General features: G+C 72.2%; 21 protein-coding genes. 13 read left to right on the plus strand and 8 right to left on the minus strand.

Going from position 1 to position 24,457, the window contains the following annotated elements; all coding sequences use genetic code 11:
* Positions 1 to 16: 16 nt before the first annotated feature.
* Both ACTMS0_RS08780 and ACTMS0_RS08785 read left to right on the plus strand, forming a co-directional pair.
* Complete coding sequence (locus ACTMS0_RS08780) at positions 17 to 922, plus strand: carbohydrate ABC transporter permease (RefSeq protein ID WP_441154592.1); 906 nt, start codon at positions 17 to 19, stop codon at positions 920 to 922.
* A complete protein-coding gene (locus ACTMS0_RS08785; RefSeq protein WP_441154593.1) occupies positions 922 to 1,830 on the plus strand; it encodes a carbohydrate ABC transporter permease in 909 nt (302 codons plus the stop codon). Before ACTMS0_RS08780 ends, ACTMS0_RS08785 begins: the two co-directional genes overlap by 1 nt.
* 88 nt (positions 1,831 to 1,918) lie before the next feature.
* On the opposite strand, the gene ACTMS0_RS08790 is transcribed toward ACTMS0_RS08785, so the two are convergent.
* The gene (locus ACTMS0_RS08790) at positions 1,919 to 2,905 is read right to left on the minus strand and encodes an N-acetylglucosamine kinase (RefSeq protein WP_441154594.1); all 987 of its coding nucleotides are present in this window, start codon (positions 2,903 to 2,905) and stop codon (positions 1,919 to 1,921) included.
* Between the two features lie 191 nt (positions 2,906 to 3,096).
* Between ACTMS0_RS08790 and ACTMS0_RS08795 the strand changes: the two genes are divergently transcribed.
* The 7 genes from ACTMS0_RS08795 (at position 3,097) to ACTMS0_RS08825 (ending at position 10,751) form a co-directional block, all read left to right on the plus strand.
* Positions 3,097 to 4,059, plus strand: coding sequence for a MurR/RpiR family transcriptional regulator (locus tag ACTMS0_RS08795; protein ID WP_441154595.1), 963 nt, complete (start codon positions 3,097 to 3,099; stop codon positions 4,057 to 4,059).
* Positions 4,056 to 4,805, plus strand: coding sequence for a sugar isomerase domain-containing protein (locus tag ACTMS0_RS08800; RefSeq protein WP_441154596.1), 750 nt, complete (start codon positions 4,056 to 4,058; stop codon positions 4,803 to 4,805). The genes ACTMS0_RS08795 and ACTMS0_RS08800 overlap by 4 nt, the downstream gene beginning before the upstream one ends.
* A 26-nt stretch (positions 4,806 to 4,831) precedes the next feature.
* Positions 4,832 to 6,232 carry an N-acetylglucosamine/diacetylchitobiose ABC transporter substrate-binding protein gene (ngcE, locus tag ACTMS0_RS08805; RefSeq protein ID WP_441154597.1) on the plus strand — a complete coding sequence of 467 codons (1,401 nt, stop codon included), beginning with the start codon at positions 4,832 to 4,834 and terminating at the stop codon, positions 6,230 to 6,232.
* Between the two features lie 23 nt (positions 6,233 to 6,255).
* Complete coding sequence (locus ACTMS0_RS08810) at positions 6,256 to 7,197, plus strand: carbohydrate ABC transporter permease (RefSeq protein ID WP_441154598.1); 942 nt, start codon at positions 6,256 to 6,258, stop codon at positions 7,195 to 7,197.
* Positions 7,198 to 7,210: 13 nt separating this feature from the next.
* The gene (locus ACTMS0_RS08815) at positions 7,211 to 8,167 is read left to right on the plus strand and encodes a carbohydrate ABC transporter permease (protein WP_441154599.1); all 957 of its coding nucleotides are present in this window, start codon (positions 7,211 to 7,213) and stop codon (positions 8,165 to 8,167) included.
* Positions 8,168 to 8,328: 161 nt separating this feature from the next.
* Positions 8,329 to 10,014: a bifunctional 3'-5' exonuclease/DNA polymerase gene (locus ACTMS0_RS08820; RefSeq protein WP_441154600.1), complete on the plus strand. Its 1,686-nt coding sequence runs from the start codon at positions 8,329 to 8,331 to the stop codon at positions 10,012 to 10,014.
* Positions 10,015 to 10,157: 143 nt separating this feature from the next.
* Complete coding sequence (locus ACTMS0_RS08825) at positions 10,158 to 10,751, plus strand: nucleotidyltransferase family protein (RefSeq protein ID WP_441154601.1); 594 nt, start codon at positions 10,158 to 10,160, stop codon at positions 10,749 to 10,751.
* A 1-nt stretch (position 10,752) separates the two neighbouring features.
* Here the strand turns inward: ACTMS0_RS08825 and ACTMS0_RS08830 are convergent, their stop codons facing one another.
* From ACTMS0_RS08830 to ACTMS0_RS08850, 5 genes are all read right to left on the minus strand, one after another.
* The gene (locus tag ACTMS0_RS08830) at positions 10,753 to 11,646 is read right to left on the minus strand and encodes an amidohydrolase family protein (RefSeq protein ID WP_441154602.1); all 894 of its coding nucleotides are present in this window, start codon (positions 11,644 to 11,646) and stop codon (positions 10,753 to 10,755) included.
* A gap of 2 nt (positions 11,647 to 11,648) precedes the next feature.
* Positions 11,649 to 12,458: a metal-dependent hydrolase gene (locus ACTMS0_RS08835; RefSeq protein ID WP_441154603.1), complete on the minus strand. Its 810-nt coding sequence runs from the start codon at positions 12,456 to 12,458 to the stop codon at positions 11,649 to 11,651.
* A gap of 99 nt (positions 12,459 to 12,557) precedes the next feature.
* Positions 12,558 to 14,360, minus strand: coding sequence for a protein kinase domain-containing protein (locus ACTMS0_RS08840; protein WP_441154604.1), 1,803 nt, complete (start codon positions 14,358 to 14,360; stop codon positions 12,558 to 12,560).
* A gap of 180 nt (positions 14,361 to 14,540) precedes the next feature.
* Positions 14,541 to 15,869 (minus strand): glycosyltransferase family 4 protein, encoded by a 1,329-nt coding sequence (locus tag ACTMS0_RS08845; RefSeq protein ID WP_441154605.1) that lies wholly within the window; start codon positions 15,867 to 15,869, stop codon positions 14,541 to 14,543.
* Between the two features lie 147 nt (positions 15,870 to 16,016).
* The gene (locus ACTMS0_RS08850; RefSeq protein ID WP_441154606.1) at positions 16,017 to 17,954 is read right to left on the minus strand and encodes an amylo-alpha-1,6-glucosidase; all 1,938 of its coding nucleotides are present in this window, start codon (positions 17,952 to 17,954) and stop codon (positions 16,017 to 16,019) included.
* A 42-nt stretch (positions 17,955 to 17,996) separates the two neighbouring features.
* Here ACTMS0_RS08850 and ACTMS0_RS08855 point away from each other — a divergent pair, with 42 nt between their 5' ends.
* The 4 genes from ACTMS0_RS08855 to ACTMS0_RS08870 all read left to right on the plus strand — a co-directional run bounded on the left by ACTMS0_RS08855 (position 17,997) and on the right by ACTMS0_RS08870 (position 23,459).
* The gene (locus ACTMS0_RS08855) at positions 17,997 to 20,705 is read left to right on the plus strand and encodes an MGH1-like glycoside hydrolase domain-containing protein (RefSeq protein ID WP_441154607.1); all 2,709 of its coding nucleotides are present in this window, start codon (positions 17,997 to 17,999) and stop codon (positions 20,703 to 20,705) included.
* 86 nt (positions 20,706 to 20,791) lie between these two features.
* Positions 20,792 to 21,466: an HAD family hydrolase gene (locus tag ACTMS0_RS08860; protein WP_441154704.1), complete on the plus strand. Its 675-nt coding sequence runs from the start codon at positions 20,792 to 20,794 to the stop codon at positions 21,464 to 21,466.
* Between the two features lie 27 nt (positions 21,467 to 21,493).
* Positions 21,494 to 22,249, plus strand: a complete 756-nt coding sequence (locus ACTMS0_RS08865; protein ID WP_441154608.1) for a DUF4184 family protein — start codon at positions 21,494 to 21,496, stop codon at positions 22,247 to 22,249.
* 430 nt (positions 22,250 to 22,679) lie between these two features.
* Positions 22,680 to 23,459: a L,D-transpeptidase family protein gene (locus ACTMS0_RS08870; RefSeq protein WP_441154609.1), complete on the plus strand. Its 780-nt coding sequence runs from the start codon at positions 22,680 to 22,682 to the stop codon at positions 23,457 to 23,459.
* Positions 23,460 to 23,610: 151 nt separating this feature from the next.
* On the opposite strand, the gene ACTMS0_RS08875 is transcribed toward ACTMS0_RS08870, so the two are convergent.
* Together ACTMS0_RS08875 and ACTMS0_RS08880 are read right to left on the minus strand one after the other, a co-directional pair.
* Positions 23,611 to 23,880, minus strand: coding sequence for a hypothetical protein (locus ACTMS0_RS08875; protein WP_441154610.1), 270 nt, complete (start codon positions 23,878 to 23,880; stop codon positions 23,611 to 23,613).
* Between the two features lie 47 nt (positions 23,881 to 23,927).
* The gene (locus tag ACTMS0_RS08880; protein ID WP_441154611.1) at positions 23,928 to 24,359 is read right to left on the minus strand and encodes a hypothetical protein; all 432 of its coding nucleotides are present in this window, start codon (positions 24,357 to 24,359) and stop codon (positions 23,928 to 23,930) included.
* Positions 24,360 to 24,457: the final 98 nt, after the last annotated feature.

Genomic DNA, 24,457 nt, shown 5'->3' on the forward strand with positions numbered 1-24,457 from the left:
GGAGTAGGTCCTTCTCATGAAACATGGCAAGTACCCGCTGATCGTCACGTTCCTGGTGCCGCCGCTGCTGCTCTACGGCATCTTCGTGATCTCGCCGTACCTGCAGGCCTTCCAGATCTCGACCACCGACTGGCTCGGCTACTCGGCGGAGGCCGATCCCGTCGGGCTGGCCAACTTCGAGCGGCTGCTGGACGACGGTCGGGTGTGGAACGCGTTGAAGAACAACGCGTGGCTGCTGGCCGTGGTGCCGGTGCTGACCATCGGGTTGGGCCTCTTCTTCGCCACCATGCTCGCGATGGGCGGTCGCAAGGGCCGGGCCGGGGTGACCGGCGTTCGCGGCACCTCGGTCTACCGGATGGTCTACTTCTTCCCGCAGGTGCTCTCGGTGGTCATCATCGCCCTGCTCTGGAAGGAGGTCTACCACCCCAACAGCGGCCTGCTCAACGGCGCCCTGCGCGCCGTCGGCCTGCCCGCGCCGACCTGGCTCGGCGACCCCCGGACGGCCTTCTGGTGCGTGCTGGCGGTGATGGTCTGGAGCAACGTCGGCTTCTACGTGGTGCTCTTCGGCGCGGCCATGTCGGCGATCCCGCGCGACATCTACGAGGCGGTGATGCTCGACGGGGCGTCCCGGTTCACCACCCTGCGCAAGGTCACCATCCCGCTGCTCTGGGACACCGTGCAGGTCGCCTGGATCTACCTGGCGATCGCGGCGCTGGACGGGTTCATCCTGATCCAGCAGATGACCAACGGCGGTCCCAACTTCTCCTCCGACGTTATCGGTCTGCGGATGTACGAGACGGCGTTCGGCAGCGAGAGCAAGTTCGGCTACGCCTCGGCCATCGGTGTCGTGCTGTTCTTCCTGACCCTGTCGGTGGCGGTGCTGGCCCTGCGGGCCGCCCGGCGTGATCGGATCGAGTACTAGTGACCATTCTCGACAAGACCGCGTCCGACGGGGTCGCCGCCGGGGACCGGCGGGTCTCGCCGGACGGGAAGCCGCGTCGCGAGACCGGCGGCGCCAATGCCTTCTCGCACGGGTTCCTGCTGTTCTGGGGCGCGCTGACCGTGCTGCCGCTGCTCTGGATGTTCCTCAGCTCGTTCAAGAGCGACGGCGAGATCCTGTCCGACCCGTGGGGGCTGCCCGGCGCGCTGCGGTTCGAGAACTGGGCACGCGCCTGGACCGAGGCGCACATCGGCCGGTACTTCCTGAACAGCGCGATCGTGGTGGCGGGCTCGCTCACCCTGACCATGCTGCTGGGTGCCACGGCGGCGTACGTCTTCGCCCGGTACGAGTTCCGGGGCCGGCAGTTTCTCTACTACCTGTTCGTCGGCGGGATGATGTTCCCCGTCTTCCTGGCCCTCGTGCCGCTCTTCTTCGTGGTGCGCAACGCCGGCCTCTTCGGTACCTGGACCGGGCTGATGCTGGTCTACGCCGCCTACTCGCTGCCGTTCACGGTCTTCTTCCTGTCCGCATTCTTCCGGACGCTGCCGACCGCGGTCGCGGAGGCCGCGCTGATGGACGGCTGCGGCCACTTCCGGCTCTTCTTCCGGGTCATGCTGCCGATGGCGCGACCGGGATTGATCAGTATCGCGATCTTCAACTTCCTCAGTCACTGGAACCAGTTCATCCTGCCGCAGGTGCTGATGCAGGGTGACGACTCCAAGTGGGTACTGGCGCAGGGACTCACCGCGCTGGCGGTCAGCCAGGGTTACCAGGGCGACTACAGTGGCCTCTTCGCCGGCCTGACCATCGCCACGCTGCCGGTGCTGGTCGTGTACATCGCCTTCCAGCGCCAGATCCAGACCGGCCTCACCGCCGGCCAGCTGAAGTAGGGCCCGCTCCCGCCGCGTCGGCCTGATCGGTCCCGGCGCTCTCGGCACATGATCGACTCGGTGGCATGGCGGTGACCGGGGCGGGTGCTCACGGGGCGGGCACCAGGCGGGCGTGCAGGGTGACCGGGTCGCCGGCGTCCGGGAGGCCCCGGGCGGCGAGCCAGGCCGCTGCGGCCGCCCCGTCCCCGGCCGGGTGCACCGGCGCGTCCGGCCAGTGCCGGGCCACCTCCGCCCGGACGGCCGCGGCGAGCGGCGTGTCCCCCGTCAGCAGCCCGCCGCCGAGCACGATCGGCGTGGTGTCGGCGGCCGGACGGATCCGGGCGGCGCTCGCCGCCAGATGGCCCCCGGCCTCGTCGACGAGCCCGCGCGCCACCGGTTCGCCGTCGACGGCGGCGGTCACCACCAGGGGCGCCAGCCGGGCCAGTTCCACCGGCGGGCGCCGGGTGACCGCCTGGATCAGTGTGTCGACCGTGTCCCGGGGCCGGGGCGCGACCTCGGCCGAGCCGAGCAGTTCGCGCAGGACGGCGGTGCCCAGCGGGCCGGGCGCGTCGCCCCGGTCCAGGTCGGCGAGCACCCGGCGGACCGCCTCCCGCCCCAGCCAGTAGCCCGAGCCGGCGTCGCCGAGCAGCCAGCCGTGCCCGTCGGCCACCCGGTCCAGCCTCAGCTCGCGTACCTGTGCCGCGATCGCACCGGTGCCGGCGATCAGGATCGTGCCGTCCGGTGCGGCGGTGCCCGAGGCGTACGCGACCAGGGCGTCGCCGTGCACCGCGTACGGGCAGCGCAGCCCGACGTCCCGCCAGGCCCGGTCGAAGGCGGCCCGGCCGTCCGGGTCGGCGAGCAGCCGGCCGGCCCCGGCCAGCCCGATGACCCCGGCGCGTACCCGCGCCGGGTCGACGCCGGTGAGCGCGGCGCCCAGGGCGGTGCGCAGCTCGCGGGCGGCCGCCTCGGCCCCGTGGCTGGTCGGGTTTCCGCCGCCGGCCCGGCCGGTGCCGAGCCGTTCACCGTCCAGGGTCACGGCGGTCGCCCGGGTGGACGTACCCCCGACGTCGAGACCGACCACGACGGTGCCGGACACCCGCCCACCTCCTTGATCGGATCTGGAGTTCATGCTGGTGGGCCGGGGCGCGTCGGGCAAGGGGACCGGCCCTCACGGGGCTGTGCGCCAGGTAACAGTTTGAAAACTTCGCCCACGGCCTTGACACGGAGGGCCCTTCAGTAAGAACTTTTACCACGAACAGTTAACAGTCTTTTCCGAAGGGGCGTCCGATGGTTGATCACGAGGTGGACACCGCCGCGGGGACCGCGGTGGTCGACACCGACGGGTTCGACCGGCGGGGCGCCCTCGGGGCGGCCGACGGCGTACTGGCCCGGGTCCGGGCCGGCGCCGGCGAGCTGACCGGAGCACTGCGGCGGGTCGCCGAGCACGTGCTCAGCGACCCGGAGGCCGCCGCCCGCGCGACGATCGTGGAGCTGGCCGAGCGCAGCGGCACCTCGCCCGCCACCATCACCCGCTTCTGCCGGGCCATGGGCTTCGAGGGGTACGCGGACCTGCGGCTGGGCATCGCCGCCGAGACCGGCCGGGCCCGCTCGGCCGGCTGGACCGTCGACATCGGGCGCGAGATCCAGCCCAGTGACCCCCTGCGCCGGGTGCTCGACCAGATCATCGCCGCCGACACCCGGGCCATGCACGACACCGCCGCGCTGCTCGACCTCGCGAAGGTGGAGCAGGCCGCGGTGGCCATCGCCGGCGCGAGCCGGGTGAACATCTTCGGCGCCAGCGGCAGCGCTCTGGTCGGCGAGGAGATGCAGTTCATGCTGCACCGCATCGGGGTCGCCGCCTGGGCGTGGAACGACGTCCACGAGGGCCTCGCCTCGGCGGCCCTGCTGCGCCCCGGCGACGTCGCCCTCGGCGTCTCGCACAGCGGCCAGACCCGGGAGACCATCGAGATGCTCGCCGAGGCCGGCAGCCGGGGCGCGACCACCGTCGCCGTGACCGGCTTCCCCCGCTCGCCGCTGGCCGAGCTCGCCGACATCGTGCTCCTCACGGCCAGCCAGGCCACCACCTTCCGCCCCGACGCGCTGTCCGCCCGGCACCCCCAGCTCGTCGTGCTCGACCTGCTCTACATCGCGGTAGCCCAGCGCACCCACGACCGCGCCCACGCGGCCTTCCGGCGTACCGCCCAGGCCGTCGACGGGCACAAGGCCGCGAAGGGTGGGGCTGCCTCATGATCAGCGCCCAGCGGTACGCCGACGCGGTCCGGCCGGTGCTCGACCGCCTGGTCGACTCCAGCGCCGACGCGCTCGCCTCCGCCGCCGACCTGATCGCCGCCAGCCTCCGCGCGGGCGGCGTGCTCCAGGCCTTCGGGGCCGGGCACTCCGAGGCGTTCGCCGCGGAGCTGGTCGCCCGGGCCGGCGGGCTGGTCCCCACCAACCGGCTCTCCATCCACGACCTGGTGCTGCACGGAGATGCCCCGCGTGACGTGCTCGCCGATCCGAAGCTGGAGCGCGACCCCTCCATCGCCCACCAGCTCTACGCCCTCGCGGCCCCGCAGCCGCAGGACGTGTTCGTGGTGGCGTCCCAGTCCGGCATCAACGGCTCGGTGGTCGAGCTGGCGACGCTGGTCACCGGGCGCGGTCACCCGTTGATCGCGGTCACCTCGGTCGAGCACACGGCACGGGTCGCCCCCCGGCACCCGTCCGGGCGCCGGCTCGCCGATCTCGCCGACGTCGTGCTGGACAACGGCGCGCCGTACGGCGACGCACTGCTGCCGCTCGAGGGCGGCGGCGCGGTCTGTGCGGTCTCCTCGGTCACCGCGGCGCTGCTGGCGCAGCTGCTGACCGCAGAGGTCGTACGACGGTTCCATCAGGCCGGGGAGGTACCCCCTATCTACCTCTCCGCCAACGTCCCCGGCGGGGACGAGCACAACCACGCCCTCGAGTCGCGGTACGCCGGGCGCCTCCGGCGGACCGCCTGACCCGAAATCCCAAGGAGAGTCGCATCATGTCCGTTTCCCCCGATCTCAACCGCCGGACTCTGCTGCGTCGCGCCGCCGCGGCGGGTCTGCTGGTCACCCCGGCCGCCGGCCTGCTCAGCGCCTGCGCCGGCAGCGAGCCGGCGAAGAACGATGACGCCGGCGGCGCGAAGAGCAAGGACAACCCGTTCGGTGTCAAGGACGGCAGCGCCGTCAAGGTCGTGATCTTCAACGGCGGTCTCGGTGACCAGTGGGCCAAGGAAGACGAGGTGATCTTCAAGGCCAAGCACCCGAACATCACGGTCAACATGAGCTCCACCCAGAAGATCAAGACCGAAGAGCAGCCGAAGATGGCGACGCAGCCGAGCGATCTCGTCATGAACTCGGGCGCCGACTCGATGGACCGCAGCACGCTCATCAACGAGGGTGCCATCGAACCGCTCGACGACCTGCTCACCGCGCCCGCGTGGGACGGCGAGGGCACGGTGGCCGACACGCTGCTGCCGGGCACCGTCTCCGACGGCACCCAGAACGGCAAGTTCTACGTCGTGAACGTGGCGTACACGGTCTGGGGCAACTGGTACAACGCCGCCCTCTTCAAGAAGGAGGGCTGGCAGGCGCCGACGACCTGGGACGAGTTCTTCGCGCTGGCACCGAAGATCAAGGCGAAGGGCATGGCGCCGTACGTCCACGACGCGGTCCACGGCTACTACCCCCGCTGGGCGCTCATGGCGAGCATCTGGAAGTCGGCGGGCAAGCAGGCGGTCGTCGACATCGACAACCTCAAGGACAACGCCTGGAAGGCCGACGGCATCCTCAAGGCGCTCGAGCCCTGGGAGAAGCTCGTCAAGGACAAGCTGCTCCTGCCGGGCAAGCTCGACCACACCCAGTCGCAGCAGGCCTGGCTCGACGGCAAGGCGGCGTTCATCCAGGTCGGCACGTGGCTGAAGAACGAGATGTCCGCGACCATCCCGCCGGGCTTCGAGCTGACGCTGTCGGACTACTGGAGCAACGCCGGCGACAAGGCGGCGAAGGACGTGTACGCGGGCTCCGGTGAGGGCTTCGTGGTCCCGAGCAAGGCCCCGAACAAGGAGGCGGCCAAGGAGTTCCTCCGCGCGATCCTGTCCAAGGCCGGCTCGGCGAAGTTCGCGGAGCTGACCAAGTCGCTGGCCTCCACCAAGGGCTCCGGCGACAACGTGCAGGACTCGGCGCTGGCGTCGGCGAACGCGCTCATGAAGAACGCGGGTCCGGACCTCATCTCGGTCAAGATCTGGGACTTCTACGCCGACCTGGACAAGGAGGGCCAGAACCTCTCCGAGGAGCTGATGGCCGGCCGGCTGACCGCCCAGCAGTTCGTCGACAAGATGCAGGCGGCCGCCGACAGGGTCGCCAAGGACTCGTCGATCAAGAAGCAGACTCGTACCGCCTGATCCCGACGGAAAGAGTGAGTCCAATGCGGCACGGTGTCGCGCGTTTCGTCACGGGCTTCCTGGCCCTGCCCGTCGCGCTCTACCTCTTCTACGTGGTCTGGCCCTTCGCACAGGCCGCCGGGTACTCGCTGACCGACTGGGGTGGCTACTCCGATCGGCAGCAGTTCGTCGGGCTGGACAACTACGTCCGGCTGTTCTCCGACGAGCTGATCAGGAAGGCGTTCTGGCACAACGTGTTCTTCCTGGTCACCGTGCCGCTGTTCACGATCGCGCTGGCCCTGTTCCTCGCGTTCCTGCTCAATGTGGGCGGGCGCGAGGACAGGGCCGGCATCCGGGGCGTCTTCGGCTCGGGCCTCTACAAGGTCATTTTCTTCTTTCCGCAGGTGCTGTCCCTGGTCGTCATCGCGGTCATGTGGCAGCAGATCTACCGGACGGACGGCCAGGGCCTGATCAACGGCCTGCTCATCAAGATCGGGCTGGTCGACGCCGACAACCCGATCGCGTTCACCAACGACCCGGAGCCCTTCCTCGGCGTCCCCGCGGTGCTGTGGTGGCTGCTGCTGATCGCGGTGTGGAGCGGCGCCGGGTTCTACATGGTGCTGTTCTCCGCGGCGATGCAGTCGATCCCGAAGGACGTCTACGAGGCGGCGATCCTCGACGGCGCCGGGCGGTTCCAGACGTTCTTCCGCATCACGCTGCCGCTGCTGCGGGACACCGTCTCGGTCGCCTGGGTCTACCTGGGCTTCATCGCCCTGGACATGTACGCCCTGGTCTTCGTCATGACGCCCAGCCAGGGCGGGCCGAACCACGCCAGCGAGATCTTCGCCTCGGTGATCAACTTCAACGCGTTCCAGAAGGGCCAGTTCGGCTACGCCTGCGCGATCGCCGTGTCGCTGGCGATCTTCACCATCCTGCTGGCCGCCGTCCAGCTCCGGATCACCCGCCGCGAGCGGATCGAGTACTGAGGAGGCCTGGACGATGAGCACGGTGACACACACCTCCGGCCGGGCCCGGCCCACCCCGCCCCCGCCGGCCGGTACCACACCCGGCCCGGTGGCCGAGTCCGCCGCCAACGGCATCGGCGCACGGATCTTCAACGGCTTCTCGCACCTGTTCCTCGCGGTGTGGGCGATCATGGTCGTCTACCCGCTGGTCTGGGTGGTGATGTCCGCCCTCAAGACCGACTCCGAGGTGATCCGCAAGCCGCTGTCGCTGTTCCCGGAGTCCCTGCAGTGGGACAACTTCGCCCGCGCCTGGACGGCGGGTATCGACAGCTTCTTCATCAACACGTTGCTGGTGCTCGTCGGCAGCGTCTTCCTCACCATGCTGCTCGGCTCGATGGCCGCGTACGTCCTGGCACGCTACGAGTTCCCCGGCAACCGGCTGATCTACTGGATGTTCCTGTCCGGGCTGACGCTGCCGATCTACCTCGCCGCCGTCCCGCTGTTCAAGGGGGTCTACAACACCGGCGTCGTGCTCCCGCTGCTCGGGCCGAACAAGCACGTCATGCTGATCCTGGTGTACGTGGCCTGGTCGCTGTCGTTCACGGTCTTCTTTATGCACTCGTTCTTCCGGACCCTGCCGAACGCGATCGCCGAGGCCGGCATGGTCGACGGCGCCTCGCACAGCCGCCTGTTCTTCAGCGTGATGCTGCCGATGGCCAAGCCCGGCCTGATCAGCATCGGCATCTTCAACGTGCTCGGCCAGTGGAACCAGTGGTACCTGCCGACGCTGCTCATGCAGTCGGTCGCGGGCGAGCCGAAGAACCAGGTCATCGCCCAGGGCCTGATCGAGCTGTCGGTCAACCAGGGCTACAAGTCCGACTGGTCCGGCCTCTTCGCCGGGGTCACCATGGCGATGCTGCCGGTGCTGATCGTGTACATCGTCTTCCAGCGCCAGGTGCAGTCCGGCCTCACCGCCGGCGTCAGCAAGTAACCAGGCGTCGCCTCGCGCGTTTGCGAAAGGGTGGCCGTTCCACGGGGACGGCCACCCTCGCCTGTTCGCCCGCGCACTTTCACGGAAAGAGTGGCCATCTCACGGGATATGGCCACTCTTTCCGTGAACGAGGGCGGATCTTCGGCTGGGGTGCCCGGGGAGTGTCGGACCGGCGAGGCAGAATCGTGTTCGTGCTGGTGGCGGTGGTCGCGGACGAGGTCGGCGGGGGAGTGCTGCAACCCCTTCGTGCCGACGGGCATCCCGCCGCACCGGCCGAGCCGGTCGCCGATCTGGCCGCCGCCGTCGCCGCCCGGGAGCGGGTCGAGCACCCGCGCTGGGTGTGGGGGTCCGCCACGACGGCGTACCCGGCGCTGCTGCGCGCCGGGGTCCGCGTCGACCGCTGCCACGACGTCGAGCTGACCGAGGCGCTGCTGCTCGGGCACGCCGGCCGGTGGGGCGAGCCCCGCTCGCTGGCCGCCGCCTGGGCGCGGCTCACCGGCGCGCCGGTGCCGCCGGACCCGCCGCCCCGCGCGGCCGAGCCGCCCGGCCACGGCCAGGACGCGCTCTTCGAGACGCTGCCGGGTCCGCCGGGCCCCGGCATCGAGGCCCTGACCCGGGTGTACGCCGACCAGCTCGCCCGGATCGCGGCCACCGGGCATCCCGGCCGGTTCCGGCTCCTGGTCGCCGCCGAGTCGGCCGGCGCGCTCATCGCCGTGGAGATGGGGGCCGCCGGGCTGCCGTGGCGGGTTGACGTGCACGACGCCGTCCTCGCCGAGCTGCTCGGCGAGCCGTCCCCGGTGGGCGGGCCGCCCCGCCGGCTCGCCGAGCTGGCGGCCCGCATCGCCGACGCGTTCGGCGTACGCCAACTGCACGCCGACTCTCCGGCGGAGCTGGTGAAGGCGTTCGCCCGGGCGGGGGTGGAGGTGCCCAACGCGCGGGCCTGGGTGCTGCGCGGCGTGGACCACCCGGCGGTGCCGCTGGTCCTGGAGCACAAGGAGCTCTACCGGATCTGGACGGCGCACGGTTGGGCCTGGCGGGACGCGTGGGTGCGCGACGGTCGGTTCCGGCCGGAGTACGTGCCCGGAGGTGTGGTGTCCGGCCGGTGGGCCACCCGGGGCGGCGGCGCGTTGCAGATCCCCAAGGTGATCCGCCGTGCGGTGGTGGCCGACCCGGGCTGGACGTTCGTGGTGGCCGACGCCGGCCAGCTGGAGCCGCGGGTGCTCGCCGCGGTCTCCGGCGACGCCCGGCTCGCCGCCGCCGGTGGAGCGGGTGACCTGTACGCCGCGCTCGCCCGCGACGCGTTCGGGGGTGACCGGGCCCGTGCCAAGGTGGCCCTGCTCGGCGCGATGTACGGGCAGACCGGCGGGTCGGCGGTGCCGGCCCTGGAGGTGCTGCGCGGCAACTACCCGACCGCCTTCGGGTACGTCGAGGCGGCCGCCCGCACCGGCGAGACCGGTGGCCTGGTGCGCTCCTGGCTGGGCCGCACCTGTCCACCCGGCTCGGCCGGACTCGACGGGGAGGAGGCGGCGCCGGACGGCGGCGACCGCTCGGCGCGGGCCCGCTCGCGCGGGCGGTTCACCCGCAACTTCGTCATCCAGGCCACCGCGGCCGAGTGGGCGTCGACGCTGCTGGCCACGCTGCGCGGCGAGCTGACCGGCACCGGTGGCGAGCTGGTGTTCTTCCAGCACGACGAGGTGGTCGTGCACTGCCCGAAGGAGCGGGCCGACGCGGTCGCGGCGGCGGTCACCCGGTCCGGCGAGCGGGCCACCGCCCTGCTCTTCGGCGAGACGCCGGTCCGGTTCCCGCTCGACGTGTCGATCGTGGACTGCTACGCCGACGCGGCTTAACCCACAATTTTCCCTTTTGCCCCGCTACCTCCGCCCGGGAATGCTCGTTTCTCCTCATGTCCGTACGACGGAAGCGGGCCGGGCCGACGCGGCGCGGCCCGCTCCACGGTGGAGGGGGCGCAGCGCTGAACCGGATCGCAGGAATGATCATCGCCGCGGGCGGGGGACGCCGGATCGGCGGCCCGGAGGCCCTGCTGCACCAGGGGGAGAAGCCCCTGGTGAGCCGGATGATCGACACGATGACGGAGGGCGGCTGCGAGCGGATCGTGGTCGTGCTGGGCGCCGCGGCTGACCAGGTGCGCGAGACGGCGGATCTCGGCGACGCCACGGTGGTGGTCAACCGGGCCTGGGGGACGGGCGTCGGCTCGTCGATCCGCGCCGGCCTGGCGGCGATCGACGACGACGGGATCGAGGCCGTGGTCGTGGTACCGGTCGACATGCCCGGACTGACGGCCGCGGCCGTCCGCCGGGTGACCGCGCTGCCGTACCCGGACGTGCTGGTCTGCGCCACCTACGGCGGGTTGCGGGCTTACCCGATGCTGTTCGGCCGCCGGCACTGGTCCGGCATCGCCACCCTGGCCAGCGCCGACGTCGGCGCTCGGCCGTACCTGCTGGCCCACAAGGACCAGATCGTCGACATCGCCTGCGACTCGGTGGCCGACGGCAGCCGGGTCGACACCCCGGAGCTGATGGCGCTCTACGGCCTGACCGTGCCGCCGCAACGCGTCGGCGTCTGATTCACCGCGGCAGGTCGAACAGGGCGGCGGCGTTGGCCCAGCAGACCGCGCGCAGCCAGTCGTCGCCGAGGTCGAGGCGCACCAGGCCGGCGAGCTGCTCGGCGTACGGGTAGGGCAGGTTCGGGAAGTCGCTGCCGAGCAGCACCTTGCCGGCCAGCCCCAGGTCGCGTAGCCGGGAAAGCTCGTCGGCGGGGAACGGCACGAAGCGGTCGAAGAACGGGGTGAACACCATCGTGGTGTCCAGCCGTACCCGCTCGTACCGCTCGGCGAGGCCGAGGAACGCCGCGTAGTCCGGCGCGCCGAGGTGTGCCACCACCGCGGTGAGCGCCGGGTGGCGGGCGAGCAGGGCGGCGAACGGGTCGGGCCCGGTGTGCGTGGTGCCGACCGGGGCGTGCCCCGCGTGCACGACCACCGGTACGCCCGCGTCGGCGAGCATTCCCCACACCGGGTCGAGCACCGGCTCGGTCGGCGTGAACCCGCCCACCTGCAGGTGCACCTTGAACACACGGGCGCCCGCGGCGAGGGCGTCGGCGACGTACCGCGGTGCCTCCGGCTCGGGGAAGAACGTCGCCGAGGGCAGGCAGCCCGGTGTGGTGCGGGCGAAGTCGAGCGTCCACTCGTTCAGGTCGGCTGCCATGCCGGGCTTGTGGGCGTACGCCAGGGCGCTGAACGCCCGGACGCCCAGCCGGCGCAGGTGCGCGACCCGCTCGGCGTCGCTCCACCGGTACCGGATGGGCCACTCGATGCCGACCAGCGGGCCGGCGGTGTCGAAGTACGCCCACACCCGGCGCAGCAGCCGCGGCGGGAGAAAGTGCACGTGCACGTCGGCGAGGCCGGGCAGACCGAGGCCCTGCCAGAACGCGGGCACGTCGGCGTCGTCGGCCTCCGGGACCACCGTCAGACCTCGATGTCGAAGCGTTGCAGCACCGAGGGGGCGACCAGCCCGACGGCGGCGAGCACCGCGATCACGGTCAGCGCGGCGCGGACCACCACGACCTCGGTCTTGCTGCCGGCCCGCAGGGCGATCGAATCCGGCAGGCTGACCATCGTCCACATCCGACGCTTGATCGGGATGGGCCAGAGGATCGGCACCCCGGCCCGGGTGATCATGTCACCGAGGATGTGCACGAACGACCCGACGCCGACGGCGAGCCCGATCATCGGATAGCCGCGATCGCCCGGCAGGGTGACGAAGGTGAACCAGGCGGCCGCGAGCGAGGCCAGGGTGACGACCACCCAGCCGGCCCGCTCGGCCCACTCGTCGAAGAGGCCGCGCAGGGCGAGGCCGAACATGAAGAACAGGATGCCGATCACGGCCCACTTGCCGTACGCGGCACACAGCGCCGTGGTGCCCCAGCCGACCAGCACGGTGAACGGGATGGTGTGCGTCAGCGTCCGGTGGCCGTTGCTGCGGCGCGGATCCTTGCTGAGCTTCGTCGCGTAGTAGACCCCGAGCGACACCTTCTCCATCACCTCGGCGAAGAACAGCGAGAAGACGCCGAAGGTGCGGGCGACCGTGGCGCCGCCCTGGTTGCGGGTCACCTTCCCGGACAGGTCGAGGTCGGGGAAGAGCGCGCCGCCCGCGCAGACCGCGGTGCCGACGGCGAGTGCGAGCGGTGACTGCTCGTAGCCGGCGAAGTGGTCCAGCGCCCACGACCCGGCCAGCCACACCGACGCGCCGGACAGCGCGTGCGATGGTCCCATCATGTCCGCTCATCCTCCCGGGGATCTTGAGCGCCGAAACTACGTCACTGTAGTTCAGCGCCGCACCCCCCGGGGTGGCGCCCGGCCGCTCGCATCCGGCGGTCAGGGCAGCGGTGTGAAGCTCTGCCGGATCATCAGGAGGTACGGGTTGTTGACCCCCCAGTCGAACTCGGTGGTCAACCAGGACAGCGTGTACGCGCGCCCGGTCGGCACGTTCAGCAGCAGCCGGGCGGTGTGCACGCGTACGCCGGCGGCATTGGCCCAGGCGCACTCCCACACGGCGGCACCGTCGAACATGTCCAGCGCTTCGATGTTGATCCTGCGGTAGTCGGACAGCAGGCCGTCGCCGGTGAGTCGCTGCTCCTCCGACCGCCACCAGCCCACCGGGTCGGGCCGTCGCGGACCCGCCTCGACGCTGAGCATCCGGACGCCGCCCGGCTCCCGGAAGCAGGTCACCGTCCCTTCCGTCCAGCGCAGCCAGCCCACCGGCGCCGCGATCCGCCAGCCTTCCGGGTCGACGTGCCACGTCCAGCCCCGCACCAGGCGCAGCGCGCCGGTGGGCGGTGGCACCGACGGCACCGGGGCGGCGCCGGGCGGCGGCGCGGCGCAGGCGAACGCCGCCGGCCGCTCCGGTGCGGCGCCCCCACCGGAACCGGCACCCGGGTCCGGTCGGTCACCGTCCCCGGTGAGCAGGGCCCGGCCGATCCCCAGCGCGGTGAGCACCAGGAACGCCGAACCCACCGCCGTCCATGACCGTCGCCGTCGGGTGCGCATCGCGGATCGTCCCGGCGATCCGGCCGGCGCGCCACCACGGCGGACCGGCGTCCTGCCGGCGGGGGCCGGCGTCGAGCCCGCCGCGGCGGCTCGCCTGGCGTGCCCCTCGACCCCGGCTCCGGCACTGCCGACGACCGGCCCGGCGTCCCCGTCGGCCGCCGGTCCGGCAGGGCCCGCGGCCGTCGGCCGGTCGGGCGTCGACGTCAGATCGGCCGGCGCGGTGCGTGGCGGGCCGGATCCCGCCGAGGACGCCGGGCCGGGCGGACCGGAACGCCCACCGGCGCCGGGGGGTGTCGTCGGCCCGACCGGCCGGTCGTGGTCGGCCGCCGCCGCGTGCAGCAGCGGCTCCGCCTCGGCCGCCGTCAGCCGTCGCCACGGGTCGCGTTGCAGCAGGCCGGTCAGGAGCGGGCGCAGCGGACCGGCCCGCCGCATCGGGCCGGGCGGCTCGGTGGCCAGCGCGCTGAGCGTCGCCATCGCGCTGGTCCGGGCGTACGGGGATCGGCCCTCGACAGCGGCGTAGAGTGTCGCGCCCAGCGACCACATGTCCGTACGCGGGTCGGAGATCCCGTCCCGGGCCCGCTCCGGCGCCACGAACTGCGGTGAGCCGAGCACCATGCCGGGCCCGGTCATCGCGCCGTCGCCACCGTCGAACGTGGCCAGACCGAAGTCGCTCAGCACCACCCGGCCGTCGTCGGCCACGAGAACGTTGTGCGGCTTGACGTCCCGGTGCAGTACGCCGGCCGCGTGCGCGGCCCGCAGCGCGGCCAGCACCGCCAGCCCGATGCGGGCGGCCCGGCGCGGGCTCAGCGGCCCGTCGGTGGTGATGATCTGCTGCAACGAGCGGGAGCGCACGTACTCCATCACGATCCACGGGCTGTCGCCGTCGTGGACCACGTCGTAGACACGGACGACGTTGGGGTGGGTGAGGCGGGCCGCGGTCCGCGCCTCCCGCAGCGAGCGCAGCCGCACCTCGTCCCGTTCGGTCTCGGCGAGCCAACTCGGCGGGACGACCTCCTTGACCGCGACGTCGCGGTGCAGCATCTCGTCCCGGGCCAGCCAGACCCGGCCCATCCCGCCGGTACCGACCAGGTCGAGCAGCCGGTACCGACCGGCGATCAGCCCCTGCCGCACGGTCGCGTTCCCCCTCGGTCGCCCCGTGTCACACGATAGTCAGCGGCGCGGGGATTCTCATCCGGGCGCGTCGTGGCTCGTCGGTCAGCGGGCGGCCCGCAGGCTCGTCCGGACCGTCCGCCTTGCCGGATCCCCGGCTGGACTCCGCCTCAGCTCGCCCCGGGGTCTTCCGACAGCCGCTCAGCCGGCAGCGCCACCGATCGCCAGGAGGTTCCCGTCGGGGATCTCGATGCTCTGCCGGCGCTCGCCGAGCCGGGCCGGGGCCCGCCGTCCGGCGGGGCCGTGCTCGCGGCGGGCGGCGGCGTACGTGCCGGCGGTGCGCTCCGCGATCGTCGCCCACCCGTACCGCTCGCCGACCATGGCGCGGGCGCGCCGGGCCACCCGCCGCGCGAACACCTCGTCGGCGAGGAGTTGGTCGACCGCCCCGGCGAGGGCGTCCGGGTCGCTGTGCGGGAACGTCACCCCGGTGACCCCCGGCTCGACGATCTCGGCGAGCCCGCCGGTCGCGGCCACCGCCAGTGGCGCGCCCGCGGCGGCCGCCTCCAGTGCGACCATGCCGAACGGCTCGTAGAGGCTCGGCACGACGGTCGCGTCGGTGGCGCCCAGCACGGCCGGCAGCTGCGTCGAGTCGAGGAACCCGGCGAACCGGACCGTGTCGTGCAGGTGCAGCCCGTGCGCCTGCTCCACCAGCTCCTCCCGGTACGGCCCGTCGCCGGCGATGAGCACCCGCAGCCCGGGATGCCGCCGGCGCAGGTACGGCACGGCGTGCACCAGGTGCTGCACGCCCTTCTCGTAGACCAGCCGGCCGGCGTAGCCGATCAGCGGGCCGTCCCCGGCCAACCGCGCCCGGGCCGAGGCGACCGCGCGGGGACGGGCGCGCCAGGCCCGGTCGTCGACCCCGTTGGGCACCACGTCGATGTCACCGGCGGGCACCTCGAACAGCGTGGTCACCTGGTCCCGCATGTAACCGGAGCAGGTGATCACCCGCGTGGAGGCGCTGCTCAGCCAGTGTTCGACGCCGTGGATGGTGCGGTTCATCTCCTCCGGGAGCCAGCCCTGGTGTCGGCCCGCCTCGGTGGCGTGGATGGTCGTGACGAGGGGGAGGCCGAGGTGTTCGGCGAGGGTGATGGCGGTGTGGGCGACGAGCCAGTCGTGGGCGTGGATGACGTCGTAGGTGCCGGTTTCGGTGGCGCGGAGGGCGGCGCGGGTGAGGGTGTGGTTGAAGGCCATGGTCCAGGCGAGTAGTGAGCTGGTGGCCAGGGGGAAGGTGACGGGGTCTTCGGCGGCGCGGACGATGCGGACGCCGTCGGCGTACTCCTCGAGGGGTGCGCCGTCGGTGTGGCGGGTGACGACGGTGACGTCGTGGCCGGCGGTGGCGAGGGCGACGGACAGGGCGTGGACGTGGCGGCCGAGGCCGCCGACGAGTACGGGCGGGTACTCCCAGGACAGCATCAGCACGCGCTGGTGCCGGGCGGGGTGGATGTCGATCACGGCGCCCTCTGGTGACATGCGGCCCCCTTTGAGTTGTCCCCGAGCGCGCGCGGGTCGGCACCATTTCCGGTGCCCCCGTTGACGTCGCGACTGGATTGGGGCCAATCCTGCTGGTAGACGGCTAACCAGCGGAGACACAACCGTTGCGGTCGTGTAAAGCGGTGCCTACCGGATCCGGCGCACCCGCAGCAGTTCGGCGACCGACCACGCCTGGAACGGGCACCCGGTCGCCCGGTGCGGGGGAAGACCCTCGGCTGTCTCGCTGACCGAGCCGAGGCCGAACTCGGTCAGGTGCGCCTCGATCCCGACGAACAGGTCGTCGACGGGGAGCTTGGCCCGCCGGCTCGCGTCCACGAACGGGCCGAGCAGCCACGGCCAGACGGTGCCCTGGTGGTAGGCGCCGTCCCGCTCAGCCGGGCCGCCCCGGTGCCGGCCGACGAACTCCGGCGAGTCGGGGGAGAGGCTGCGGGGGCCGAGCGGGGTGAGCAGCCCGGCGGCCACGCGGCGCAGCGTCGGCTCGTCCGGGTCCAGCGGGGCGTACGGGAGCGACCAGGCCAGCAGCTGGTTGGGACGCAGCAGGTCGTCGTCGTGGACGGCGGCGCCGCCCAGCGGGTACGCGGGGGCGGGCGAGTCGACCACGTCGTGCAGCCATCCGGTCGGGGCGGGGAACCGCTCCCGGAAGGCGGAGACCGCGCGGTCGTGCAGTCGCCACAGCTCGACCGCCTCCTGCCCGGCCAGCTCCGCCAGCTCGGCGAGCCCAGCCAGACCGTTGATCCACAGCGCGTTGACCTCGACCGGCTTGCCGGCCCGGGGCGTCACCGGCACCCCGTACACCCGGGCGTCCATCCAGGTCAGCGCGGTCCCCGGGGCGCCCTGCGTGAGGAGCCCGTCGGCCGCGTCGACGGCGATGCCGAACCGGGTGCCGGCCACGTGCGCGTCGACGACGCGGCGCAGCGCGGGCAGCAGCTCCGCGCCCAGGTCGGTGTCACCGGTGACCGTCACGTGCCGACTCACCGCGTGCAGGAACCACAGGGTGCCGTCGACGGTGTTGTACTCCACCCGGCCGGTGTCGGCGGTGTTGGCGAGCATCCCCTCCGACAGCGTCGCCGCGTACGACCGCAGCAGCTCGCGGCCCTCGTCCGCCCGGCCGGCGCACAGGAACAACCCCTCGTAGGAGATCATCGTGTCCCGGGCCCAGGCGCCGAACCAGGGGTAGCCGGCCACCACGTCCGGGCCACGGCCGGTGCCGATCACGAACGCGTCGGCGGCCTGGACGAGCGTCGCCTCGACCGGGTCGACCGGCTGCGCGGCCGCGGCCACGGCCCGGTTGCGGACCCGTGCGGCGGCCACCACCTCCGGCCCCGGCGGCGGCTCGTCGGCCAGGTCGCCGGCCCAGGCGAGCACCGAGACGGTGTCACCCGGCCGGTCCAGCGCGCCGACGAAACGGCCCGCGTACCAGAGGTCCTCGTCCGGGTGCAGGCCGCGCGCGGCCTCCTCGCGGTGGTGCGCGCCGAGCCACCACTGGCCCTCCGGCGCCCAGCCCGGCCCGGAGAGCCGGAAGGAGCCCTCGACCACGGCGCCGTCGGCCACCGGGTCCATCCGTGGTGTGGGCCCGTCGGCGCGGCGCTCTCCGTGGGCGTCGCGCCAGGTGCAGGCCGCGGCGAGCTCCAACCGGACCGGGCCGCCGGTCACCAGCCGGTGCACCACCGCGACGCACGGCCGGCCGTGCACCGTCGCCAGCTCTCGCTCGATCACCACGTCGCCGATCCGCCAGCGCCAGCGGGGCAGCCCGTCGGCCAGGTCGAAGCGCTCCAGCAGCTCGAAGCCCCGCGGATCCACGTCACCGGAGGCCCACTCGTGCGCGCCGAGGCGCACCCGCGCCCCGGAGGGGAGCACGACCGCCGGGTCGAGGCTCGCCAGTCCCACCCGTCGGGACGCCGGAGTCTCGCCGGCCACCACGAGCAGACCGTGGTAGCGGCGCGTGCGCAGCCCGGCGACCGTGCCCATGGCGTACCCGCCGAGACCGTCCGGCACCAGCCACTCGCGGGTGGCGGCGCTGGTCAGCTCGCCGCAGACCTGCGGACCGAAGGTGATGTCGATCAATTTCCCTCCACCGGCGGCGAGGTGTGACGCGGCACGAGAAGAATGGCCGCTGTGGTGAAGTACCCCGGCGGCGTCGAAGATGTGCGAGTGATCACCGACGTGCCGCCTCCCGACGCTTCCGCGCCCGACCCTGAGCGGATCCGGCTCGCCCAGGCCGACGCGGGGGAGCAGGAGTGGCGCGCATGGGGTCCCTATCTGTCCGAGCGGGCGTGGGGGACGGTACGGGAGGACTACAGCGAACACGGCACGGCGTGGGACTACTTCCCCCACGACCACGCGCGGTCCCGAGCCTACCGGTGGAGCGAGGACGGCATGGCCGGCGTGTGCGACGACCGGCAGACCTTCTGCTTCGCCCTGGCGCTGTGGAACGGCCGCGACCCGATCCTCAAGGAGCGCATGTTCGGCCTCGGCGGGGACGGCGGCAACCACGGCGAGGACGCGAAGGACTACTGGTGGTACGAGGACTCCACCCCCACCCACTCCTGGATGCGCTGGCGCTACCACTACCCCCAGGCCGCCTTCCCGTACGACGAACTCGTCGCGGTGAACGCGCTGCGCGGCCGGGACGACACCGAGTACGAGCTGGTGGACACCGGGATCTTCGACGACGACCGGTACTGGGCGGTGACCGTCGACTACGCCAAGGCCGGCCCGACGGACATGTGCATCCTGATCACCGTCGCAAACCGCGGCGACCGGGCGGAGACCCTGCACGTGCTGCCGACCCTGTGGTTCCGCAACACCTGGGCGTGGGGGCTGCCCGGCGGTGACCGGGTGCCCCGGATCGTCGGTTCCGGTTCACGGTTGGAGGGTGAGCACTGGGTGCTCGGCCAACTCCTGCTGGAGGGGGACGGCGAGCCCACGCCCCTGCTGTGCGACAACGACACCAACGCCGAGCGGCTGTGGGGGCTGCCGAGCCGGTCCCGCTACCCGAAGGACGGGATCAACGACCACGTCGTGGCCGGGGCACCGACGGTCAACCCGGAGCGGGAGGGCACCAAGGGCGCCCTGCACTACGTGCTGACCGTGCCGGCGGGCGCGCAGCGCCAGATCCGGCTGCGGCTGACCCGGACCGCCCCGCCGCCCGGCGGCACGCCACCCCCGCCGGCCGACCTCGGCGACGGCTTCGACGCGGCGGTCTGGGCGCGGCGCACCGAGGCGAACCGCTTCTTCGCCGGGGTGATCCCCGCCCGGGCCACCCCGGACGAGGCGTTGGTCGCCCGGCAGGCCATCGCGGGCCTGATGTGGGGCAAGCAGTTCTACCACTTCGACGTCAAGCGGTGGCTGGAGGGCGACCCCGGGTCGGCGCCACCGCCGGCCGGTCGCCGGCACGGGCGCAACAGCCACTGGTGGCACATGACCAGCTTCGACGTGATCTCCATGCCTGACCCGTGGGAGTACCCCTGGTACGCCGCCTGGGACCTGGCGTTCCACTGCGTGAGCATCGCCCGGGTCGACCCCGGCTTCGCCAAGGAGCAGCTGCTGCTCCTGCTCCGCGAGTGGTACCTGCACCCCAACGGGCAGATCCCGGCGTACGAGTGGGCGTTCGGCGACGTGAACCCGCCCGTGCACGCCTGGGCGGCGCTCAAGGTGTTCGAGATCGACGGGAGCCGGGACCACGCGTTCCTCGGCCGGGTGATGCACAAGCTGCTGCTGAACTTCACCTGGTGGGTCAACCGCAAGGACACCGGCGGCAACAACGTCTTCGAGGGTGGCTTCCTCGGGCTGGACAACGTCGGCCCGTTCGACCGTTCGGCGGCGCTGCCGGTGGCCGGTGTGCTGGAGCAGTCCGACGGCACCGGCTGGATGGCGATGTACGCGCTCAACCTGCTCGACATCGCCATCGTCCTCGCCGAGCACGACCGGACCTGGGTGGACACCGCCACCAAGTTCTTCGAGCACTTCGCGTACATCGCCGCGGCCGCGTACGAGCAGGGGCTGTGGGACACCGAGGACGCCTTCTTCTACGACGTGCTGCGGCTCGCCGACGGCACGAAGGTGCCGCTGAAGGTCCGCTCGGTGGTGGGGCTGCTGCCCCTCGCAGCCGTCACCCGGCTGACCGCGCGGACGCTGCACCGGCTGCCCGAACTGGGCGCGCGGCTGCGCTGGTTGCTCACCAACCGCCCCGAGTACGCCGACGTGATCGGCGCCCGGCGGCTCGGCTCGGACGGCCGCCAGCAGCGGCTGCTGTCCATGGTGGGCCCGGAGCAGATCGTCCGGCTGCTGGCCCGGATGCTCGACACCGACGAGTTCCTCTCCGAGTACGGGCTGCGGACACTCTCCCGCGCCCACCTCGACAAGCCGTTCGCGGTCACCCTCGGCGGGCAGGAGTTCTGCGTCGGGTACGAGCCGGCGGAGTCCACCAGCGGGCTGTTCGGCGGCAACTCCAACTGGCGCGGCCCGATCTGGATGCCGACGAACTTCCTGCTGATCAGCGCGCTGCGCGACTACGCGGCCTTCTTCGGTGACGACCTCCAGGTCGAGTACCCGACCCGGTCCGGCGTGAAGCGGAGCCTCGACGAGATCGCCGACGACCTGTCCGCCCGGCTCATCTCGCTGTTCACCCGGGACGGCTGGGGCCGGCGACCGATCTACGGCGCCGCGCAGCTCTTCCAGACCCACCCGGACTGGCGGGACCTGATCTGCTTCCCGGAGTACTTCCACGGCGACAACGGGGCCGGCCTCGGCGCCTGGCACCAGACCGGCTGGACCGCCCTGGTCGCCGACCTCATCCTCGACCTCCGCCGCTGAACGGAACTCGGCTGACCGCGGTGGCCGGAGACAGTACGGTGGCCCGGGCACACGAAGGGAGAGACGTGGTGATCGAGCCGGGACGGGTGCTGGTCTTCGACGCCGACGACACGCTCTGGGAGAACAACGTCCTGTTCGAGCGGGTCATCGACGACTTCCTGGAGTGGGTGGACCACCCGACGCTGGACCGTACCGAGATCCGCGCCATCCTCGACGACATCGAGCGCGCCAACTCGGTCGCGCACGGCTACGGCAGCAAGGTCTTCCTGCACAGTCTGGGGGAGTGCTTCGAGCACCTGCGGGAGCGGCCCGCCACCGACGCCGAGCGGCGGGAGATCCAGGACCTGGCGGTCGCCCTGGTCGAGCACCGGGTGGAGCTGATGCCCGGCGTGGCCGAGGCGCTGGACGAGCTGGCCTGCCGCCACGAGCTGCTGCTGCTCACCAAGGGCGAGCGGGAGGAGCAGCAGCGCAAGCTCGACGCGTCCGACCTGCTGCACCACTTCCGGGCCGCGCACATCGTTTCGGAGAAGACCGTCGACACCTACCGGTGGCTGGCCAAGGAGCACGGCTTCGACCCGGCCGACGCGTGGATGATCGGCAACTCCCCGAGGTCGGACATCCTGCCGGCCAGGGCGGCCGGGATGAACGCCGTGTTCATCCCCAACGAGAACACCTGGGTGCTGGAGCACGACGAGCTGGACCCGACCGACGAGGGCGTCCTGCACCTCGCCACCTTCCCGGACCTGCTCCGGCACTTCTGAGCCGCCACCGGCCGGTAACCTCGCCGGGTGCCGCTGACGTTTCCGTCCCATCCGGCCGCGGTCCTGCCGCTGAAGCTCTGGCGACCCCGCTGGTTCGACGGGGTCACCCTGGTCACCGGGGCGGTGTCGCCGGACGTGGCGTACCTGTTCACCGGCACGCCGTGGGAGCTCCCGCGCACCCACACCCTCGCGGGGCTGCTCTGGTGGTGTCTGCCGGTGGCGCTCGCGTACGCGTGGGTCGTCCGCCGTGCCGTGGTGGTGGTCGCCCCGCACCTGCCGGCCGGTTCCGGTTTCCGCTGGACCGACTACACCTCGCTGGCGGCGGTCCGGCACCCCTGGTGGATCACCGCCGGGTCGGCGCTGCTCGGTGCGCTCAGCCATGTCGCGTGGGACCAGGTCACCCACACCAACTGGCTCAGCGCGTTCGGCGTCGACTGGTACGCCGCCACCGGTGTGCACTGGTGGACGGTGTCGGACCTGGCCAGCACGCTGCTCGGCGCGGCGGTCACCATCGAGGTCGCGCGCCGCGTCGCGGCTCGCCGTGACATGCTGACGGTGGTGCCGCCATCGGTTCCGGCCCGACCTTCGGTGTTCCTCCCGGTCGCGGGGCTGGTCCTCGCCGTCGGGGTGGCGCTGGTGCCGCTGCTGCCGGCCGCGGAACAGGTCGCTCCGACCGGCGTTCGGCTGCTGCACGTACTGGCGGGCGCTCTGCTCGCCGGCGGTGTCGCGGCGACCGTCGTCCGGCGTACGCCTAGTGGTCGCCTCGGTGGGAAACAGCGCTAGTTCACGGCCGCGCGTTACGTCGACATGCCGTTTTTCCACCTTGACATCAATCACGCTCCCACGACCGCCACGAACCTTGTTCGAGCTGCGGAAACGCGCCTAACCTGATCCGGCGCTCACGGCTCTTCGGGGTGAGTCGGGAGCGTGCTGCAGTCCGGTGGTTGGGCACCGTGGAGCTGAGTGCAGGCGGGCCGGCTCGTTGTGGTGAGCCCGGCGCGGGCGACGTGCCACGCCCGCGCGCCCACCATGGCGATGTCCGCTACCACGCCGGACGGCTGGGGGTCAGGACCGGGGAGTTGCGGACCCGGTCCTGACCCGTTTTCGGCGTTCGCCGATCACGGTGTCGCATCGACACACCGACTGCATTCATCGCGAAATGTCACTCATTTTGGGACAGTGCGGGAGAGCGTCTCGTGCCAGGATCTTGGCCATGAAGCGGAGAACCTTGATCCTCGGTGCGGCGGCCGGCGTGGCGGCGCCCGTCGTCGCCGGGGCCGGTCCGGCCGTGGCCATGCCCTCCGACACCGACGCCGTCGGGGAGGTCTGGGCGCCCACCACCCAGCGCCGGCCGCGCGGAAGGACGAAGGCCGACCGGCTGACCACCCTGCCGACCAGCACGAAGCAGGTCGTCATCGTCACCGGCAACGGTTACAGCACGACCTACGCGACCCTGGAGACCTTCTACCGGGTGGGCGCCCGCTGGTTCCCGGTCTCCGCACCGCTGCCGGCCCGGATCGGCTCCAAGGGGTTCAGCGACGATCACGTCGAGGGCGTGCCGACCACCCCGACCGGGGTCTTCGCGATCGGCTCGACCATGTACGGCATCGGCGCCAACCCGGGCGTGCGCTACCCGTACCACCGGATCGTGACCGACGACTGGTGGAACGAGAACCCGGAGTCACCGGCCTACAACACGTTCCAGCACACCAGCACGAACCCGGGTGGGTACAGCGAGGCGCTCTGGATGGAGAAGCCGGCGTACACGCACTTCGCCGTCATCACGTACAACATGCCGCCGACCGTGCCGAAGCCCGTCCCGTACGCGGGCAGCGGGATCTTCCTGCACGAGTTCAGCACCGCGTCGGGCAACGCCACCGCCGGCTGCGTCAGCCTCTCGCACGACCACCTGGTCGGCGTCCTGAAGTGGCTGAACCCGACCCTCAACCCCCGCATCGTCATCTGCCCGGCGCAGAACCTGTCCCGCTACTGAGGCTGTCCTTCGTCCTCTCCCGAGCCGGCCCGCTGCCAGTGGGCCGGCCGGGTACCGCCTGCCCGCGCTGGTCAGCGACTACACCCAGCCGAACTCGCGGCGACGCGCTGGACGGGTCGCCGGACGAGCCCGGTCGCGGCGTGACGGGAGCTCAGGTGCCCGCGCCCCGGACGATCGCCACCGCCACCCGGCAGAACTCCTCCATGTCCGGGTTGAAGCCGGCCGCGATGTCGGGGTGCAGGCCGGCACGGGTCTCGTCCAGCAGCCGCTGGCAGACCTGCTCGACCGGCTCGCCGGCGTAGCTGGCCCGCACCCGTTCGGTGGCGGCCTGCAGCGCCGAGGTCAGCTGATCCTCCAGCGGGCGGCGCAGCTTCTCCTGCACGGGATCCCGGGGGTCCAGCGTGACGTGTGGTTCCGACATCGGGGCTCCCTTCCTCGGCGACCGCGGTACCCCACCGCGGCCGTCGGTCAAACCGCGGCCGGTACGGCGGCCACCCGTACCTCGTACGAGAAGTCCTCCGCCGGTTCCTCGGTGTACGACAACTTCCGGATCTGCCGGTCGTCGTCGTAGAGGGCGACGTCCACCAGGACGCCGAGGTGGGCCAGGCCGATGCTGCCCACCCGCTTCTTGTCCTGGAGCACCGCGCACACCCCGCCGAGCAGCGTGCTCGCGTCGGAGGTGCGGTGCCCCGGCGGGCAGCGCAGCACGAGGTCCACCTCGATCGGCCCGGACAGCGGGGTCCAGCCGGTGCGCTGGGCCGCCACGCAGGCCGCTTGGAGCAGGGCGCGGACCCTCGTCGCCTGCCGATGCCCGGCGGCGAAGATGGACAGCGCCTCGGTCTTGACCGGTGGCAGGCCGCTCACCTCGAATGTCAGGGCGAGAGCGCGGGTGTCCTGCACGACGGCACCTCCTCGTTGGGGACGATCCTGCCCAACCGGCGCGGCGGCGGTGTGAGTTCCCGCGAGAACCAACCGATCGGGCGGGCCGGGATCGGCCG

Origin of the sequence: Micromonospora sp. H33 (assembly GCF_052068455.1) — a bacterium.
GTDB lineage: Bacteria > Actinomycetota > Actinomycetes > Mycobacteriales > Micromonosporaceae > Micromonospora.

Coding starts and splice junctions, on each gene's coding strand:
- ACTMS0_RS08780 (WP_441154592.1), top strand. CDS start 17: ATGAAACATGGCAAGTACCCGCTGATCGTCACGTTCCTGGTGCCGCCG.
- ACTMS0_RS08795 (WP_441154595.1), top strand. CDS start 3,097: ATGGTTGATCACGAGGTGGACACCGCCGCGGGGACCGCGGTGGTCGAC.
- ACTMS0_RS08800 (WP_441154596.1), top strand. CDS start 4,056: ATGATCAGCGCCCAGCGGTACGCCGACGCGGTCCGGCCGGTGCTCGAC.
- ngcE (WP_441154597.1), top strand. CDS start 4,832: ATGTCCGTTTCCCCCGATCTCAACCGCCGGACTCTGCTGCGTCGCGCC.
- ACTMS0_RS08810 (WP_441154598.1), top strand. CDS start 6,256: ATGCGGCACGGTGTCGCGCGTTTCGTCACGGGCTTCCTGGCCCTGCCC.
- ACTMS0_RS08815 (WP_441154599.1), top strand. CDS start 7,211: ATGAGCACGGTGACACACACCTCCGGCCGGGCCCGGCCCACCCCGCCC.
- ACTMS0_RS08825 (WP_441154601.1), top strand. CDS start 10,158: ATGATCATCGCCGCGGGCGGGGGACGCCGGATCGGCGGCCCGGAGGCC.
- ACTMS0_RS08835 (WP_441154603.1), bottom strand. CDS start 12,458: ATGATGGGACCATCGCACGCGCTGTCCGGCGCGTCGGTGTGGCTGGCC.
- ACTMS0_RS08845 (WP_441154605.1), bottom strand. CDS start 15,869: ATGTCACCAGAGGGCGCCGTGATCGACATCCACCCCGCCCGGCACCAG.
- ACTMS0_RS08855 (WP_441154607.1), top strand. CDS start 17,997: ATGGCCGCTGTGGTGAAGTACCCCGGCGGCGTCGAAGATGTGCGAGTG.
- ACTMS0_RS08870 (WP_441154609.1), top strand. CDS start 22,680: ATGAAGCGGAGAACCTTGATCCTCGGTGCGGCGGCCGGCGTGGCGGCG.
- ACTMS0_RS08875 (WP_441154610.1), bottom strand. CDS start 23,880: ATGTCGGAACCACACGTCACGCTGGACCCCCGGGATCCCGTGCAGGAG.